The sequence below is a fragment of the Bacteroides fluxus YIT 12057 genome (assembly GCF_000195635.1).
Lineage (GTDB): Bacteria > Bacteroidota > Bacteroidia > Bacteroidales > Bacteroidaceae > Bacteroides > Bacteroides fluxus.
Genome location: NZ_GL882604.1, coordinates 44,233 through 61,177, shown reverse-complemented (window position 1 = coordinate 61,177; position 16,945 = coordinate 44,233). Strand labels below are relative to the sequence as shown.

13 protein-coding genes and 1 pseudogene are annotated in these 16,945 nt (G+C 52.5%); 4 read left to right on the top strand and 10 right to left on the bottom strand.

All coding sequences use genetic code 11. The features are described from left to right. Window positions 1-44: 44 nt before the first annotated feature. From HMPREF9446_RS00380 to HMPREF9446_RS00355, 6 genes are read right to left on the bottom strand one after another with little or no spacing between them, the layout of a single operon-like run. Window positions 45-5,861 (bottom strand): N-6 DNA methylase, encoded by a 5,817-nt coding sequence (locus tag HMPREF9446_RS00380; RefSeq protein ID WP_004291462.1) that lies wholly within the window; start codon window positions 5,859-5,861, stop codon window positions 45-47. After that, complete coding sequence (locus HMPREF9446_RS00375) at window positions 5,851-6,438, bottom strand: DUF1896 domain-containing protein (RefSeq protein WP_004291461.1); 588 nt, start codon at window positions 6,436-6,438, stop codon at window positions 5,851-5,853. Before HMPREF9446_RS00375 ends, HMPREF9446_RS00380 begins: the two co-directional genes overlap by 11 nt. A 27-nt stretch (window positions 6,439-6,465) precedes the next feature. Next, on the bottom strand, window positions 6,466-8,553 hold the full coding sequence (locus HMPREF9446_RS00370; RefSeq protein ID WP_004291456.1) for a type IA DNA topoisomerase: 2,088 nt from the start codon (window positions 8,551-8,553) through the stop codon (window positions 6,466-6,468). A 60-nt stretch (window positions 8,554-8,613) separates the two neighbouring features. Further along, the gene (locus HMPREF9446_RS00365; RefSeq protein ID WP_004291455.1) at window positions 8,614-10,185 is read right to left on the bottom strand and encodes a DUF3945 domain-containing protein; all 1,572 of its coding nucleotides are present in this window, start codon (window positions 10,183-10,185) and stop codon (window positions 8,614-8,616) included. Window positions 10,186-10,205: 20 nt separating this feature from the next. Continuing rightward, window positions 10,206-10,556 (bottom strand): helix-turn-helix domain-containing protein, encoded by a 351-nt coding sequence (locus tag HMPREF9446_RS00360; protein WP_004291454.1) that lies wholly within the window; start codon window positions 10,554-10,556, stop codon window positions 10,206-10,208. A gap of 3 nt (window positions 10,557-10,559) precedes the next feature. Continuing rightward, window positions 10,560-10,985, bottom strand: coding sequence for a helix-turn-helix domain-containing protein (locus tag HMPREF9446_RS00355; protein ID WP_004291432.1), 426 nt, complete (start codon window positions 10,983-10,985; stop codon window positions 10,560-10,562). Between the two features lie 138 nt (window positions 10,986-11,123). On the opposite strand from HMPREF9446_RS00355, the gene HMPREF9446_RS00350 reads away from it, so the two are divergent. Further along, window positions 11,124-11,423 (top strand): helix-turn-helix domain-containing protein, encoded by a 300-nt coding sequence (locus HMPREF9446_RS00350; protein WP_004291426.1) that lies wholly within the window; start codon window positions 11,124-11,126, stop codon window positions 11,421-11,423. A gap of 31 nt (window positions 11,424-11,454) precedes the next feature. After that, window positions 11,455-11,760, top strand: coding sequence for a helix-turn-helix domain-containing protein (locus HMPREF9446_RS00345; RefSeq protein ID WP_004291424.1), 306 nt, complete (start codon window positions 11,455-11,457; stop codon window positions 11,758-11,760). A 77-nt stretch (window positions 11,761-11,837) separates the two neighbouring features. Here the strand turns inward: HMPREF9446_RS00345 and HMPREF9446_RS00340 are convergent, their stop codons facing one another. Continuing rightward, complete coding sequence (locus HMPREF9446_RS00340; protein WP_004291423.1) at window positions 11,838-12,200, bottom strand: hypothetical protein; 363 nt, start codon at window positions 12,198-12,200, stop codon at window positions 11,838-11,840. Window positions 12,201-12,211: 11 nt separating this feature from the next. Then, entirely contained in the window at window positions 12,212-13,447 is a 1,236-nt protein-coding gene (locus HMPREF9446_RS00335; RefSeq protein WP_004291422.1) for a site-specific integrase, read from the bottom strand. Between the two features lie 351 nt (window positions 13,448-13,798). Between HMPREF9446_RS00335 and HMPREF9446_RS18565 the strand changes: the two genes are divergently transcribed. Further along, complete coding sequence (locus tag HMPREF9446_RS18565) at window positions 13,799-13,969, top strand: hypothetical protein (RefSeq protein ID WP_009123454.1); 171 nt, start codon at window positions 13,799-13,801, stop codon at window positions 13,967-13,969. A gap of 179 nt (window positions 13,970-14,148) precedes the next feature. Next, window positions 14,149-14,494 (top strand): annotated as a pseudogene (locus HMPREF9446_RS00330) (lipocalin-like domain-containing protein). Between the two features lie 65 nt (window positions 14,495-14,559). On the opposite strand, the gene HMPREF9446_RS00325 reads toward HMPREF9446_RS00330, so the two are convergent. Further along, a complete protein-coding gene (locus HMPREF9446_RS00325) occupies window positions 14,560-15,525 on the bottom strand; it encodes a sensor histidine kinase (protein WP_009123451.1) in 966 nt (321 codons plus the stop codon). After that, window positions 15,522-16,895, bottom strand: a complete 1,374-nt coding sequence (locus HMPREF9446_RS00320) for a sigma-54-dependent transcriptional regulator (protein ID WP_009123450.1) — start codon at window positions 16,893-16,895, stop codon at window positions 15,522-15,524. The genes HMPREF9446_RS00325 and HMPREF9446_RS00320 overlap by 4 nt, the downstream gene beginning before the upstream one ends. Window positions 16,896-16,945 lie beyond the last annotated feature (50 nt).

The following is a 16,945-nucleotide window of genomic DNA, read 5'->3' as shown; positions in this document are numbered from 1 at the left end:
TTTTGGGATAGCCCTTATTAATACTTCAGATAAAATTCCTTAGGTTATATTTTCAATCCTTTGGACCGGGTTTCCTCCTTGGCATACAGTCCCGGACGCCCGATTATGACATGGTTGGCAACGATACTATCCGCCGGACTGCGTATCTGCGGCGGTGCATTTTCGGGATATTGCGCCTGCCTGTTCCTCACATCTTCCGCTTCCGGCTTGAGCTGTTGCCCTTCATTCTCCTTTTCTGCGACTTCGGGCGTGGGTGGCGCAAGCTCCAGCTGAATTTTTCGGTCAAGGGCGGCAAGTTCGGACTTCAACTGCTTCAGCTCGTCCTCCTTCTTCCACACCTTACCCGCTATCTCCTGTAACTGCGGTATCTCCATCTCCAGCACCTCGTTCTTCGCCTTGTACTGGTCGATGATGGAGGGTATCCTCTCCATCGCGTTGAGGAAGTTGCGGGCGGCGGCCAACGGGTCAGCCATCGCCAGATGCCCGTTGTTGTAGGTGTACTTGTAGTTCCCCTCGACCACGAAGCGGTTGTCGGTGAACTCCAATCCCTCTTTGAGTATCCTTTCGCTCACCACCTTTATCGGAAAACCGTAAAGTTCACCGACCTGCGTGTACAACCCTCCGGTCGTGGCATTCTTGGCTATCTCCTGCAAACGCTTTCCGATGACCTTCTCATCGGCGGAATCCACTCCGTCCACCTTTATTATATTAAGGCGGTTGCCCTCCTTGTCGGTCTGCACCACCGACAGGAAGCGGTTCCAGTCCTCCGTCATGGCATCTATGAAAGCCGTGTTGTTGCGCAACTCGCCGGTCTTTGACTCCAGCTTGAACTCCGAATCACGCTTGCCCTTGTTGAACGACTTGCGTTCCCCTTCGAGCGATGCGATCCGCTTTTCCAGTTTCGCCTTGTCCAACAGGTCGGTATTGCCGGAGAGCAACGCCATGTATTCCGAGAAATTCATGCCCGATTTTTCGTCCATTGCCCCCTCGTCGATGGTACGCGCACCCATCGCACCGCTTTTGAGCTGGCTTATGAAAGTCTGCTTGCAGTGCAGGAGGTTGAACTTGTAGCTGTCCAGTGACTTCTCCACCGCGTAGATGATTACATCCACGTTGTTCCCGGCGAAATGTTTGGCAATCTCATTACCTGCCCTAACTCCGCGTCCGTCACGCTGTTGCAAGTCGGACGGTCGCCACGGCGTATCGAGATGATGGATAGCCACACACCGTTTCTGGGCGTTCACACCCGTTCCGAGCATAGAGGTAGAGCCGAACAGCACACGCACCGTCCCGGCGTTCATGGCGTCTATCACCGCCTTCCGCGCCTTGTCGGTCTTGCACTCCTGAATGAAGCGCACCTCGCTTGGCGGTATACCGTAGTCCTCCGTCAGTTTGCGCTTGATTTCCGAATAGACGTTCCACCCGTCGCCCGGCTGGTATGTCCCCAAATCAGAGAAAACGAACTGCGTGCCTTTCTGGGCGTCGTATTTTTGATAATACTCCGCGATCATCTTGGCACAGTGACTCGCTTTGTTGTCGGGATGATCTTCGTAATTCGGGTCTATCATGCGCATGTCGAGTGCCATTTTCCGGGCATAGTCCGTGGCGATGAGCATCTTCGCCTTTTCTTCCGTTTCCGAAAGCGGCAGCCTGCCCAACAAGGTGGCATCGCCCGTCTTGGCGAACTGCATCAGTTTCTGTATGAAGTCCTCCTGTTCCGGCGTGGGCGGTATATGGTGCAGTATCTCGTTCTTGGCAGGACGGTCAACGCCCACATCCTCCGCCGTGCGGTAGTCCGTGATTTCATTATAGAAGGCGGCAAGCTCCGGCACTTTGATGAAGTAGCGGAAACGCTCCTTCTGGACCACATTGTTCGTCACGTTAAATTCAAAATCCGTCGTCTTCTTGGCAAATATCGCCGCCCAAGCGTCGAAACACCTTATGTCCTGCCGTTCCAGCTCCTTCGGGCGCAGGTACTTGAACAGCAGGTACAATTCAGTCAGTGAGTTGCTGATAGTCGTGCCGGAGAGGAAGGTCGCACCCAAGTCTTTTCCTGTGCGCTCCTGTATGGTGCGTATGGCAAAGAGCATGTTAAGTGCCTTCTGGCTTCCCTCGCTGTTTCCCAATCCCGCCACACGGTCGTGGCGCGTGTTGAAAGTCAGATTCTTGAACTGGTGGCTCTCATCTATGAAGATGTGGTCGATGCCCATCTGCTTGAAATCCACCACGTCGTCCGTGCGTGACTTTATGGCGTGTTCCACCTTCTCCAGCTTCGCTTCAAGGTTGTGCTTGCGCTTCTCCAATCCTTTCAGCATCGCCCGCGACACGTTCTTTCCCTGCTGCCGTAGCACTTCGAGGTTTTCCTCCACCGTGTCAAGCTCTGCTTGCAGGATGCGCTGCTGCAATTCCGGCGACTGCGGTATCTTGCCGAACTGGTCGTGCGACATGATGACGCAATCGTAGTCGTTGTTCTTTATATTATTGAAGAAGCGCACACGGTTGGCGGTCGAAAAGTCCTTCTCCGAAGCGTACAGAATACGTGCGTTGGGATATGCCGCCTGATAGGTGGCTGCAATCTCCGCAACGTTGGCTTTCAGCCCGATAATCATCGGCTTGTGTGCCAAATTCAGACGCTTCATCTCATGCGCGGCGATGCACATTATCAGCGTCTTACCGGTTCCCACCTCGTGGTCGCAAATTCCGCCGCCGTTCTGTTTCAACATCCAGACGCAATCCATCTGTGAGGGATAGACGCTCTTGATACCCCGGCTTGCCAGCCCTTTCAGGTTGAGGTCGGGAAAGGTCTGATGGGAGCCGTCGTAGCGCGGGCGCACGAAACAGTTGAACTTGCGGTTATACATCGTCACAAGCCGCTCCTTGAACTGCGGCGACTGCTCTTCGAGCCATTCGGAGAAGCCGTTTCGTATCTCGTCAATCTTGGCGTTGGCGAGTTGTATTCCCTCGCTGTCGCGCATCTTGATGTCGTTGCCATGCTCGTCCTTGCCGATGGACTTCATCATGTCAGGGCAGGTGTTGTGCAGGGCGTGTTTTAGGAGGTGCATACCGTCATAGTTCCGGTAATACCCCTTCACCAGAAACTCGTCCGTGATTTTCATGGTGCGGTAGCCGCACACCACCGAAAACTCGTCCATGCTTGCGGAATAGGCGATTTTCACCTCCGTGTCGAACAGCCGGCTCATGTAGGCGGCATAGACACCCGTCGGAATCCAGCGTTCCCCGAAATTGAAGTCCAGATCCTCGAAGGCGATGCGCTGCGGCTCGGCATCTTTCAGAGCCTCCAACGCCTGCTTCACCTCCGGCATACGCTCATTTTCGGGATTGTCACCCATCCATGCCTCTATGCGTTCCGCTTTCTCTATGACATTTCCGGCGATGAAACGGTCTTTGATTTCGTAACCGGTCACGAGCGGATTGTAGTAGATGCGCCCTTGCAGGGCAGTGAGCAAATCCTCCGCCGTGCTGTCGGTTATCTCCCGCATATAGTCGAGATTGACCGTACCATATTTGTTGAGCGACGCAGACAGGGCTTCTTCGGGAGAGCCTACGTTGGCATGGCTCTCCACCGCGAAGGAAACAGGATGCTCGAAGATGTCCGCCTTGACGAACTTTCCGTTTTCCATCCGTTCCAGCGAAAGGATGTCGCGCCCGCCCGCATCCATCATCACTAACTTCACGTTCTGCTTGGCGTTGAGGTTGCCGTAGCGCATGACAAACTCATCGTAACAGGTATTCAGATGCTCTCGCCACGGAACATTTGCCTCGCGCCGGAGCGATTCATAACGGTACAGACGCTCGTAGGCGTCACGCAGCGACACATACAACAACGCCTTTTCCTTCTGGTATCCTTTCAGGTCGAGCGGCTGGAATGTCGCCCCGTATGGCGTGATGTCTTTCAGGTAGCCGATGTTATGACGCCCCCGGTCAGCCACCAGCGACCCTTCGCGCAGGTGCATCTCCGGCGTGCGGTGGTAGGCACGCGGAGAAAGGTCCACGACTTCCTCCTTCGGCTTTTCCGCTTCGATGTCGGGGAAAAGGAAAGTCCCCACCGCTTCCGATGGGGTATCTGTAACGGCAGGTGCGGCGACTGCCTCCGGCTGTGTTTCCTCCTGTCGTGGCTGCTCACGGGAAGTTTCCGGCACGGCTTTCACTTCCGTCTTTTCCGCCACTTGTTTCTCGTTATGCTGCCTTGCCAGTTCCCGAAGTTCTTTCCTACGCTCCGGCGTCAAACCCATCATCATTTCATAGAAACCGTTGATGGGAGGATTGGTATCCCAGTCCAGTGTGGCATAGATGTCGTCCGGGTCGGCAGGCTTGGCGGTGTTCTCCGCTTTCACCTCCTTATTCTCCATTGCGGGTTTTGCAGTTGGAGCTGTCGGTGTAACCGTGACTTTCGGTTTGGGCGGAGTGGACTTTGCCGTAACTGCCTTTTTCACCGTCTTTTTCTTTTTGGAGGTTTTCGGTTGGCTGACCTCTTCCGTCATCCCCCAGAGGTCAAGCAGGGTGAGCTGCACGCCTGCGGAATATTGCGGGCGCGGTTCTATCTCCGGCTTTTCATCTGCGGGTTGCGGCTTTTCTGTCGGAGTTTCCACCGTCTGCGCCGAGGATACTGTTTCCAATTTTATGGCAGGACGCTCTACTTTATTTTGAACGGCAACTTTTTCTTCCGTTCCTGCCTGCCGGATTGAACCCGAATACAAGCGCATGGCAAGCCTGTAATGGAAATCCTCGTCGAGCATACGGCGCAAATCCCCGGCGATGCCTGCTGCCTTGCCCTCGTGCAGATAAACCATAGCGGGCTTCCCGTAGGGGTCTGTGTCAAGTTTCGCCATCGTATGCACGATGCGTTCCGGGTGGTGGATGAAATAGGCGTTGTCGGTCAGGGCGGTTTTCGTGTCCGTCTGTATCACGGTCATCAGCCGCTCGTCCTGCGACATTTCCTTCTTGCTGAGGTTCTTTTGCAGGACAATCAGGTCACTGCCCACCTCCGTGCCCGCGTTGTCCGTGAACAGGTTGTTGGGCAGGCGTATCGCGGATACCAGATTGGCCTGACTGAACAGCTCGTTACGCACGGAGGTCTTGGTGCTATTCAATACCCCTTGCGAGGTGATGAACGCCACGATACCGCCGTCACGCACGGCATCCAGTCCTTTGAGAAAGAAATAGTTGTGGATGGTTTTCTGGGCGGAGCGTCTGCCGAAAGAGTCGCTCCGCTGAAACTCCGCGTCGAACACGGCAATGTCACCGAACGGAATGTTGGACACCGCCAAGTCGAAATAATTGTTGAACGGTCTTTCGATTTTCTCAAAACCGCAGGTGCGCATTTTCTGGTCGGGATAGAGATGCCTCAAGATTGTACCCGTGAGCAGATCCTTCTCGAAAGCCATCACATCCGCATTGGGGCTGTGCCGCAGCATGGAATCCACGAACACGCCGACACCTGCCGACGGTTCGAGCATACGGGCGGGGCGGACGCTGTAATCTGCCAGCACGTCCGCGATGGTGTCGGTTATCTCTTTGGGGGTGTAGAAAGCGGTCAGCACGGACGCTTTCAGCGAATCCACAAACCGCTTGTACTCTGTTTCGTCCTTGCTGTTCTCACGGATAAGCCTGTGCAGCTCCACCGTCGGGGCGAACAGTTCGAGGTCGGATTTCGCCCACCGGACGGCATCCGTCAGTTCCTTTGCAGGGTTGAGGATACATTTCAGACCGCCGAAACCGCAGTACCTTTGAAGTATGGCACGCTCTTCGGTTGTCGCTGTCCTATTTTCCCTGTCAAGGATGAATGCCGTCCGTATCGCCTCGATGTTGTCCCGCAGTTTCTGTTTGCGGTTAAACGCCATATTCGTCTAAGTAAAGGACGGTTGCTCCCGTCAGCTCCGTGTAGAGCAGGTCGTAATCGGAAGACAGGGCGAAATTGTCATCCGAGAGGTCATAGACGGAGAACACGTTGCCGACAAGCGGCAGCAGTTTCAGGACAAAGGCTTCACGCTTCTCTTCCGGCACTTCATCGGCAAACTCGTTTTCCACGACTTCGCGGAGGATGGCGTAACGGGAATAATGCAGCCCGCGCAGCAGCGTGTCCATCGCCAGTTCCTGCGCACCATCGGCGGGATAGCCTTCAAGCCGTGCCCTCTCATACGTTTCGGCGGCACGGTCGGCCCGTTCCCGTATGAAAGCGGTGTCGTCAGCCTGTTCAAACTTGTTCGTGCGGAGATAGTCCAGCAGGTACAGACCGTAATAGGAAAAGTCGGTCTGACCCTCGTTTTTCTTCTTGTTGTTCATTACTTTGGATTTAGCGGATTGATAATTAACGGGATAATCGGTTGGAAAAAGGAAGAAAAAGGCACTCGGTATCCCTCCGAGTGCCACCACTAAATCCAAAGTATGAGTGTAATCCGGTATCGAAGAACAATTCATTACTCTGAACAAGTGGCAAAGTTAATACTATTTCTTCCGTCCTGAAAATTTCTTGTCCTTTTTAGCCTCCGGGAACACAAAAGTCGTGTTATATTCCCCGTCAAAGGCGACAACAGCATCGAAACTCTTGCCCTGTTTGCTCTTGAACCCTTTGAGCAGCTTGGTATGCCCTTCGGTGAGCAGGTCTTTGATTTCATCGTCGGACAGGGTGCGTCCCGCTTTCAGCCGGAACACGGGCAGTCCGCACTCCGTGTTGTCGCAGCGTACCACCTTGCCGTAGAACCGCATCCTGCCCGTGCCACACTTGGGACACGCGCAGCCGGAGTCACGGCTGCCGAAGAGCTTGTCGCACGAGATCAGTTCGGAGGTTATCTCACGTGTGTACGCCTCTATCTCCTTGCGGAAGGTGTCGTCGGACAGTTCCCCGCGCTCGATACGCGCCAGCTCCTTTTCCCATTCGCCCGTCATGGCAACATCGGCGATGCGCATCGTCTTGACGACGGAATTGAGGGCAAGTCCTTTTTCGGTGGGAACAAGCGACTTCTTGCAGCGTTCCATGTAACCGCGCTTGAAAAGCGTTTCGATGATGGAGGCGCGTGTGGCGGGAGTACCGATGCCACAGTCCTTCATCGCCTGCCGCAGTGCGTCGTCCTCAATTTCCTTGCCCGCCGTTTCCATTGCCGAGAGCAGGGTGGCTTCGGTATGCAGCGGCTTGGGTTTGGTCTTTCCTTCGGTAATGGACGAGCCTTTCGGTGTCAGCGTGTCGCCTTCCTGCCAGCCGGGGATGGTAATTTCCTCTTTTTCCTCGCCATAGACGGCACGCCATCCGGTTTGCTTCACGACGCTGCCTTTTACGGTAAACTCCACTCCGGCACATTCCGCCGTGACAGTGGTCACATCCTTGACGCATTTCTCAGAGAATGCCTCGACCATGCGCCCGGCAATCATCTGATAGATGGTATTGTCCTCTTTGGAGAGGAAGAGCGGTTTCTCACCCGTGACGAGCAGGGCATGGTGGTCTGTCACCTTGCCGTCGTCCACGCTGCGGCGTGTCGGGGCGGCTTTTGCCCGCACCTTGTCTTTCCATTCGGGCTGTGTGCCGATGAAAGCGAGCAGTTTGGGAATTTCGGCAAACACGTCTTCGGGGATGTAGCGGCTTCCCGTTCTCGGATAGGTTATCAACTTCTTTTCGTAGAGTTTCTGCGCGATTTCAAGCGTCTGTTCCGCCGTGAAGCCGTGCTTGGCGTTGGCTTCTTTCTGGAGCGTGGTCAGGTCGTAGAGCAAGGGAGTTTCCTCCGTCTTCTCCTTGCGCTCGGCTTTCGTGACAGTGGCGCAACCTGCCGCCTTTACCTTATTATATAGTTCCATCGCCGGTTCTTTCTCTTTCCATTTCTCGGAGGATGAGAATTTCACGACTTCGCCGTCGCAACCGTCCGTTGCGATATGGAGCTGCCAGAATGCTTCGGACGTAAAGCGGCGGTTCTCCCAGTAGCGTTCACATACCATAGCCAACGTTGGTGTCTGCACCCGCCCCACGGAATACGTGCCGTGTCCGGCGGCGATGGATAACGCCTGTGTGCCGTTGATGCCCACGAGCCAGTCGGATTCGCTCCGCGCTTTGGCGGCGAGGTAGAGGTTGTCGTATTTGCTGCCGTCTTCGAGTTTCCGCAGTCCCTCGCGGATAGCTTTGTCGGTGAGAGAGCTGATCCACAGGCGCACGAAAGGAGTGGTGCAACCCGTATAGTGGTAGAGGTAGCGGAAGATAAGCTCTCCCTCGCGTCCGGCATCGGTCGCCACGATGATATGTTCGCTTGTGTCGAACAGTCTTTTGATGACTTTTATCTGCGACACCACGCCGCTGTCGGGCTTGTAACCTTTCTCCGTCCTGACCTGACGGGGGACGAGCGTGAATGTGTCGGGAATAATCGGGAGGTTGTCACGGACAAATCCGCGCACGCCGTAGCCGTCGGGCATGGCAAGCTGAACGAGGTGTCCGAATGCCCATGTCACGGCATAACCGCCTCCCTCGAAATATCCTTCCTCTCTCTTTGTCGCGCCCACGATGCGGGCGATTTCACGTGCCACGGAGGGCTTTTCTGCAATGATTGTCTTCATGTCTTCTTCTTTTTTGTTGATACTTTGGATTTTATTTTGGATTCAGTGGCGGACACGGGATTACATTTTCATGCCCTTGCCCGTTTTCTTCTGCGGCTTCTCCTGCTGCTGTTGCTGGCGGGCGTCCTTCGGGTTGGTCTGACCTTTCTGCAACGGCTCTCTCAGATTCTTTGTAGCCTCGTTGGTCTTGCCATCGTTGTTCACCGCCACCTGCGTGCGGCTCTCGTTGGACGGAGCAACCTGCTGTGCATTGTCAGGGTTCGTGTCGTAGCGGTACGGGCGTCCCTTCTCCGGGTTGAACTTGATATACATCGTGGCATGGAAGCCCTGCTTGTCGGTCACGTTCTCCAGCTTCACGGCTTTACCCGCCACATAGTCGGCTTTCTGCTGGTCGGTGAAGCTCACGCCGCTCCATTTGCTGATGGGGCGGATGCTGCCGTCCTCGTTCGTCCACGTGTTGCGGCGTTGCTCCTTCTTGGTCTGTGCGGCATTTTCCCCGCCCTGCGCCTGACTTTTCGATGTGTCGCCTTTGGTTTCCTGTGTCTGTGCGGTACGGGGCGACTTGCCGGTTCCCGGCACGAACTCCACGCCGCGCTGCTCCACGTTCACTTGCAGGGTGGTGACGAACTTTCTGCCGTCGTTGCGCTCGATGAGCTTGTCGCGTACGGGCAGTCCGGCGCGGAGCATGTCCCGCTCCTGCGTGGTGATTTCCGTCTTGCCGATGCGCTCCGGGATGCGCACCCTGCTTGCCGGAATGTCCGTGATTTCATTCGTCTTGCGGTCGATGCTGATGTAGGAGGGGATGATCTCGCCCGTTTCCCTGTCCACAATGTCCACGACCCTACCGAGATTGCCCGTTTCGCGGAGGTTCTTCCGGTCATTGTCGGAGAATTTGTGTTCCTTGTACTCATCCAGCTTCTGCTCCTTGCGGATGAAGTGCGGCACGAGGCTGATGTTTCCCTCACCGTCCTTCTTGAAGGAGAGGCGGGCGTCCAGCTCGAATGATTCGCCGCCGAAGGTCGGTTTGACCTTTACCAAGTCGGACTTGCCATAGTTGAGCATCTTCGTAAGGTCGCCGGACTTTTCAAGGTTGTCCCGCTTTACGCCCCATCTGTCCTCCAGCTCCTGCCAGTTGATTTTACTCTCGTCGATGGGCTGGTAGCCACGTTTGCCCTGCATCTGTTCGGATTTGTCCTGTTGCTGTTCTTTCCGTTGTTCCATGTTCTCCTGTTTTTGAGGTTCTTGTTTCTCTGTCTGTTGTGCTGCCATCTCTTCCTGCACCTTCTTCTCATAGTCGGAGGTGTCCACCTTGTGAGGGGCGAGCAGCTCCTTGTTCGCTTCGGGGTCTTTCAGCAGTTGCTTCATCACCTCTAAGAGATTTTCAGCTTGGTCTGCCGCAATGCGGTAGAAACCGAAGCGGCTGGGTTCCTTGCACTGCCGGAAGAAGTTCTTGAAGAAGTTGTCCAGCACGTCGCCATGTCGGTCGAATTGCAGGAAACTCTGCGCGTTCTCCGCTTTTGCGGGGGTGCGCTTGGGTGTGCCGTCCGCGTTCAGCCCGGCTACCACGCTGATCTCGCCTGTCTTCTCGTCACGGACTACCAGCACGTCCTTTTCGTCTTTTTTCTTTGCCATCTGAAAAATGTTTTAATGGGTTATTTATGAAAGAAATTATGGATACGAGCCTTGTAGAAGGCTATATCTTCCTTTTTGAAGTCCTTGATATGGTTGGAAAGGAATGTCAGCACGTCCTCCTCGCTGTAATAGGTCTTCTTGCCCAGCGTCTTGTAGGGCAATGCGCCTACGCTGCGGTAGCGTTGGAGGGTGCGTTTGCTTATCTGGAGCAACATGCACAAATCCTGATTGTCGAAAAGGCGGATGCTTTCCGTGATAGTGGGCTGTTTCCCCTCAGCCTTCATCGCCAGCAGCAGTTCGTCCTGACGGTCGAGCCGTTCCATCAGCTTCTGCATCCAGCCCTCGAAGTTGTTTCGTGTGAGCAGTTCCATGACCTATGTCCTCCTTCCTTTTGGTTTGCCGCCCGTGCGCAGCGTGTGGTTGTGGAACAGGGTGTCTATTGTCCCTTCCTCGTTCCTTACTGTGTTGTCCTCCAATAGCCGCAGTATCTCGGAAAGGCGGTAGCGGCAGCTTCCGCGTACCACCACATACTCGATACGGTGGTCGGTGCGCATACGCTGCATGGTGCGCTTGCTCACGTTGAGCATCTTCGCCGCCTGTGCCGTGTCAAGCAGCTTGTCTTCGGTTTCCCGCTTCCGTTTCTTCTCGTCCCTTGCCTCGCGGATGTACCCTGCGATGTTCGCAATCTGCGCCATCATCTCCTTGTAGGCGGAACTTTCCATTGTTATCACTTTCATGTTCAGTCCTTTCTTTTTGTTTCTGCGACAAAATTCGGCAATAAACAAAAGGGGCTTTAACAACTCACTACGTGACTCACGTAAGATTTTTGCGGAAGATGGCTCCGTAACCCGGTCAAACGGCGCAACAGGCAGCCTTTCAGCGGAAAACGATACGTCTTGTATGCCGTTTCGTTACCTTTGCGGCAAACTCTAAATGACATGAATATGGAAATAGTATCTATCGAGAAAAAGACTTTCGAGATGATGGTGGCGGCATTCGGCGCACTCTCGGAGAAGGTCGCCGCCCTGAGGCGCAAAAGCGACACGGGGCGCATGGAAAGATGGCTCACGGGCGAGGAGGTCTGCGGGCAGTTGAGAATAAGCCCGCGCACGTTGCAGACGCTGCGTGACAGGCGGCTTATCGGCTACTCGCAGATAAACCGCAGGTTCTATTACAAGCCAGAGGAGGTGAAGCGGCTGATACCGCTTGTCGGCACGCTCTATCCGCACGGCAGATGATTTGATTTATTCACCCACTGAATCCGAAGTTATGATGAACGAGAACAACGATGTTTTTACGATGGAAGACGAGCCGATAGCCTCTGTGGTGCAGGATATGCGCAAAGGCTCGAAATGGCTGTCCGCATTTCTGGAAAGCTACCGTCCTCCGCTGGACGGGGAACGTTACCTGACGGACGGCGAGGTGTCGGAACTGCTCCGTGTGAGCCGGCGCACCTTGCAGGAATACCGCAACAACCGCGTGTTGCCCTTCATACTTTTGGGAGGGAAGGTGCTTTACCCGGAAACGGGGCTGCGCGGGGTACTGGAAGCGAACTACCGCAAGCCGCTGGAGTGAGGCGGTTTCATGAAAAAGTAAACGGGTGACACCTTTTGTGGTGCTACCCGTTTACTTGTCTTATGGGGTATGTGCAATCAGCAATACCCGGCTTTTCCGTTCTGTATGAACATCACGTATGTCTGCCGTTTCTCTTGTGAGAGTGCCTTTCCCACCAGCCATGTGCGGAACAGGTGGGTGTTGTAGGTATTCACCCTGAAAGCGACCGGGATGATGATTTCAAGGGCGTACACGTCCGCGTGCAGCCCGTTTTCAAGCTGCATGTAGCGGCACACCTCGTAGTCGTTCAGCACGTCCGACTTGCGGACGGCTCTGATGGCGGCGTTCACTGCCGGGACGGTCGTATGGAACAATCCGGCTATTTCGGTGGCGGTCATCCACACGTCGTTACCGGTTACGCTGACTGCCTTGTCCTCGATGATGATTGTGTCACGTTTCATGGCTTTTCTTTTTAGATGGTGCAACCTGCAAATTCCTCGACGCCGTTCAATCTTGCGGCAAGGTTCTCCATGTCCTGATTGAGCTTCTCTTTGGTTATCTTTGCGTAAATCTGCGTCGTCTTTATGCTCTTGTGTCCGAGCATGGAGCTGACCGTTTCGATGGGAACACCGTTGGAGAGGAATATCGTCGTGGCTGCCGTGTGGCGGCTCTGATGCCACGTGATATGCTTGGTGATGCCGCAACGCTTGGCGACGGCACGGATACCGGCAAGGCACGTGTTATAATGCGGAACGGGAAATATCCTGCCGTCCCCGCACAGTCCCCGGTATTTGCCGATTATGCGGTTGGCGATGTCGAGCAGGCGGATGTTGGACACCACGCCCGTTTTCTGGCGGTTGATGTTTATCCACTCGTGTTCGTCGAAGTAGGTGCGGATATTCTCTTCCGTAAGGTTGCGCATATCCGCGAACGACAGCCCCGTGAAGGCGCAGAACAGGTAGAGGTCGCGGTACAATTCCTGTTTGGCGTTTTTCAGTTTCCCCTCCATCAGCAGGCGGATCTCATCTTTGGTCAGGAAACTGCGTGTTGTTTCCTCCTTCTTGATTTCATACTCGCGGAACGGGTCGCGCGTCAGCCACTCGTTGTTGATGGCGATGAATACCATCGTCCGTAACGGGCAGACGTACAGCCACACGGTATTGGTGCAGCAGTGCTTGTCCGTGCGCAGGAACATCTCGAAGTCGGAGATGAAAGCCGGGGTAAGCTCTTTTAGGGCGATGTCCTTCACATGGTAGCGGATGTCGAGGAACTCTTGCATGTGCTTGTAAACGGTGCGGTACTTCAGCAGCGTGCCTTTGGCTTTCATGCCTGCCTCCACCTGCTTCTCGTAGTCCTCGTTGTGCTGGCGGAACACCTGCATCAGCGTGTGGTAGCGGTGTTCCAGTCCGAGAAAGGCGTTCTTCACCTTCTCCGCCGTGACGAAGTTGTCACGCTCCATGATTTCCTGATAATGCCTGTTGATGCGTACCCGCATCTTGTCAAGCATACGGTTCGTTTCGAGTGCCGCCGTGCTTCTGCCCGTGACACGTCCACCTTTGGTGTCCCACAGTTTCGGATCGACAGTCAGTTTGCAGCTGAACTGTGTCTGGCTGCCGTCCACCGTGATGCGTCCCATGACGGGAACTGTCCCGTCCTTTTTCACTACCTGACGCTTGAGGTAGTAGATTACTGAAAATGTACTCTTCATTGTCCTTAATTTTTGGGTTTCAAAATTAGTTGGTGAAGAGTCCGGTGTTGGTACGCAAAACGGGGAGGAACGGCGCAATCTTTTTCCGTAACCTGATTTTTCGCATGAGTTATGGATAACTCACTATTCCTTAGAGCCTTGTTTCGCTATTCGTACCCGTTTGTCGCATTTTCGGGCATGGTTACGAACAAGTAACGTAGCGGCGTCAGGATTTGGCTTCGGCAGGGATTGTAATGGCTTCACGGATTATCGCCACTTCAACCAAAACCCTTGTAACTCAATTCTATCACTATATCTTTCCGCATTTCACTTTTTTGTAGTAACTTTGCATCCTGTTATTATTACAAAATCATGAAGCAAGATTGCATCGTCCTCATTATTCTAGTAGCCTTCTTTCTGGCAACGCCCAGCGGATATGGAGTTGATCTCTCCTGGAAAGTGCTGAGCGCCATTCTTATATGTGCCATTCTTGCTTTGGGATTCATCATTATAGGCAATTTATTCAGCAGGCGTAAACTTTAATCCTTATCCTTCCACCCGTTTCTTCAATTCTTCAAACTGATCCTGGGTGCTTTCTACCGCCAAGGATAGTTTCTCATTGGGAAATACGCTGGAGGTATCTTATACGATTACAGAAGACACACCCGGCATCAATATGGTTTCAACAGCAAAGAAATACATTAATTAAATAAAGAGATAACATGAAAAAACTATTTTTAGGATTTGCTGCCATAGCTATGACATTTACGGCTTGCGGCGGTCAAAAAAGTCCGGAGTTCCTGGGTTATGCCCATCGAGGGACAGCCGGGTAAAACGCAAGGCATTAAAATAGAAGAAGGCGGAAATGCCTCTTCCATAAATATGGCCACTTTGGTGTATAAACATTGGGAGCAGCAAGGAGATGACCTCTACCTTACAGTCAAGAGTATTGGTAATGGAATTGAAATAGAAGGAGTGGATACTCTGAAGATTGAAAAACTTACCGCAGACTCATTGGTACTGAATTCCAATTATGGTTATATGCTGCGTTATGCAAGACAGAAATAAATCCACAACAAACCGTCCTATAAATCAAAGGCAGATAGCTGTTTGATTGACAGGACGGTTTTTCTTTATCCAAACTGTAAGGTAAAGCAACTGCCTTGTCCCACTGTGGATTGTACGGTAATGTTTCCTCCATGACGGTTCATTATTTGCTTGCAGAGGCTGAGCCCGATACCGGAACCGGAAGTTTTCGTTGTAAAAAACGGGACGAATATTTTATCCTGTACCTCAGGCATGATTCCTCCACCATTATCCCGGATGGTGATAAGACACTGCCAAGAAAAAGCGGGTACCATTCTTATTTCAATCAACGGCTCTTCTTTTTTGCTACAAGCCTCCTTGGCATTTTTAATCAAGTTAATCAATACTTGTTCTATCTGTATTCGGTCTATCTGCAACGTCCGGTCTGTTTCCGGCAGTTCAATATGGATATATTCCTCCGAAAATAATTTCTTCAAGTCCTGCAGAAGTTCCCGGATAGACACCGGGCGGCGAACGGGAGCAGGAAGCCGTGTCAGTTTCCGGTAGTTTTCTACAAATTCCAGCAACCCCTTACTACGCCGATGAATAGTCTGCATACCCTGTCGCATGACAGGATAATTTTTTTCAGTCATTTCCCGTTCACTCAAAGTCTCAGAAAGAGAAATAATGGGGGTTATAGAATTCATTATCTCATGTGTCAATACCCGTATCAATTTCTGCCACGCCTCCATTTCGTTGCGTTCCAATATGCGGGTACGGAAATTTGTCATCGCATCGGAAAGCTCATTGACCATGTCTTCCATGGAGCGGTTTCGATAGGGCGACCGGAAGGAAAGCATCATATCATCATAACGTAAGCTTTCAGCAAGATGCCGCATCATCCGTACCTGCACCATTTGCATGCGATACAGATGGATGGCAACAGCCGTTAAAATAAAAGAAGCCATCAACGCGCTGAACCACAACCGAGCCTCTATCAACAAATAAATACCTATTGACAGCAAAACAATGCCTGCAATGTGCAGCATTACAATCAATGAATATCGTTTCATAAACCTAATTTTTCAAGTTTCCGGTACAAAGCAAAGCGGGTAATGCCCAAATATTCGGCAGCACGTGTCACATTGCCCTCACTGATACGCATGGCTCGTTCTACCGCTTGCCGTTCCAGTTGTTCAAGATTGAGTACCTCATCCTCCTTCCTTTGCCTCAGGGCCGAAACCTGGAACATGAAGTTTTCCGGACGAAGCAGGGAGCCATCTCCCAATATGACAGCACGTTCCATCGTGTGTTGCAGTTCGCGCACATTACCCGGCCAGGCATATTTCAACAATTTATTCTTGGCCTCCCGGTTCAATCCCCTCATTTCCTTCTGATACTTACGGGCATAGCGCTGCAGGAAATGCTCTGCCAACAGAAGTATGTCATTTCCACGTTCTCGTAATGGCGGAATACGCAGTTCAATTGTATTGATACGGTATAATAAATCTTGGCGGAATTCTCCATTTTCCACCAGATGACGGATATCTGCATTAGTTGCACAAATAAGCCGGACATCGATAGACGTTGCCTGCGTACTACCCAAACGGCTGATTTGCCGTTTCTCGATGGCGGTCAGTAATTTAGCCTGCATCGGCAAAGACAGGTTTCCTATCTCATCCAAAAACAATGTACCTCCGGTTGCCACCTCCATCCGTCCGGCCTTGGACTTACGCGCATCGGTAAATGCCCCTTTTTCATAACCGAACAACTCACTCTCGAACAATTGCTCCGGAATACTTCCAAGGTCAATCGTAACAAACGGCTTCCCATAACGGGGCGAATTGCGGTAAAGCATACGGGCTATGACATCCTTCCCGGTTCCATTCTCACCTAATATCAAGATGTTTGCATCTGTATCGCGCAATTTCTCTACAGTAGAAAAAACATCCTGCATCGCTTCTGAGTCGCCGATAATAGCCTCCTCCGGACATCCGGCCATGCCGTTGCTCAATACTTCCACCTGTTCTTTCAGCAGATTGACTTCACTGCGCGAACGCCTCAATTTCATTCCCGAAGATAATGTCGCCAATAATTTTTCTTTTTCCCATGGTTTGGGAATAAAATCCGTAGCTCCTGCCTTGATGGCTTTCACCGCCTTGTCCGTATCGGCATAGGCGGTCATGAAGATAACTACAGCCTGCGGATCAATGCTGAGAATTTGTTTCAAGCTGTCGAACCCTTCCTGCCCACTGATGGCATCGCGACTGAAATTCATATCCAGCAAGATGATATCCGGTTGGAAAGTCGTCATGAAATATTCTATACGGTCGGGTGTTATAGCTACTTTTATCTTCTCTACATACGGTTCGAGAAGAAGGTTAAGGGCAAACAATACATCTTCATTGTCATCCACTATCAATATTTTGCCTAATTGTTCCATGGAAATCTGTATTTTTTATTGGCAAAGATAACTAATATATACTTGTGTTG

What these genes read in the sequence shown, in the direction of transcription:
- HMPREF9446_RS00380 (WP_004291462.1), bottom strand. Translation starts at nt 5,861, where the DNA reads ATGGCGTTTAACCGCAAACAGAAACTGCGGGACAACATCGAGGCGATA.
- HMPREF9446_RS00375 (WP_004291461.1), bottom strand. Translation starts at nt 6,438, where the DNA reads ATGAATTGTTCTTCGATACCGGATTACACTCATACTTTGGATTTAGTG.
- HMPREF9446_RS00370 (WP_004291456.1), bottom strand. Translation starts at nt 8,553, where the DNA reads ATGAAGACAATCATTGCAGAAAAGCCCTCCGTGGCACGTGAAATCGCC.
- HMPREF9446_RS00365 (WP_004291455.1), bottom strand. Translation starts at nt 10,185, where the DNA reads ATGGCAAAGAAAAAAGACGAAAAGGACGTGCTGGTAGTCCGTGACGAG.
- HMPREF9446_RS00360 (WP_004291454.1), bottom strand. Translation starts at nt 10,556, where the DNA reads ATGGAACTGCTCACACGAAACAACTTCGAGGGCTGGATGCAGAAGCTG.
- HMPREF9446_RS00350 (WP_004291426.1), top strand. Translation starts at nt 11,124, where the DNA reads ATGAATATGGAAATAGTATCTATCGAGAAAAAGACTTTCGAGATGATG.
- HMPREF9446_RS00345 (WP_004291424.1), top strand. Translation starts at nt 11,455, where the DNA reads ATGATGAACGAGAACAACGATGTTTTTACGATGGAAGACGAGCCGATA.
- HMPREF9446_RS00340 (WP_004291423.1), bottom strand. Translation starts at nt 12,200, where the DNA reads ATGAAACGTGACACAATCATCATCGAGGACAAGGCAGTCAGCGTAACC.
- HMPREF9446_RS00335 (WP_004291422.1), bottom strand. Translation starts at nt 13,447, where the DNA reads ATGAAGAGTACATTTTCAGTAATCTACTACCTCAAGCGTCAGGTAGTG.
- HMPREF9446_RS18565 (WP_009123454.1), top strand. Translation starts at nt 13,799, where the DNA reads ATGAAGCAAGATTGCATCGTCCTCATTATTCTAGTAGCCTTCTTTCTG.
- HMPREF9446_RS00325 (WP_009123451.1), bottom strand. Translation starts at nt 15,525, where the DNA reads ATGAAACGATATTCATTGATTGTAATGCTGCACATTGCAGGCATTGTT.
- HMPREF9446_RS00320 (WP_009123450.1), bottom strand. Translation starts at nt 16,895, where the DNA reads ATGGAACAATTAGGCAAAATATTGATAGTGGATGACAATGAAGATGTA.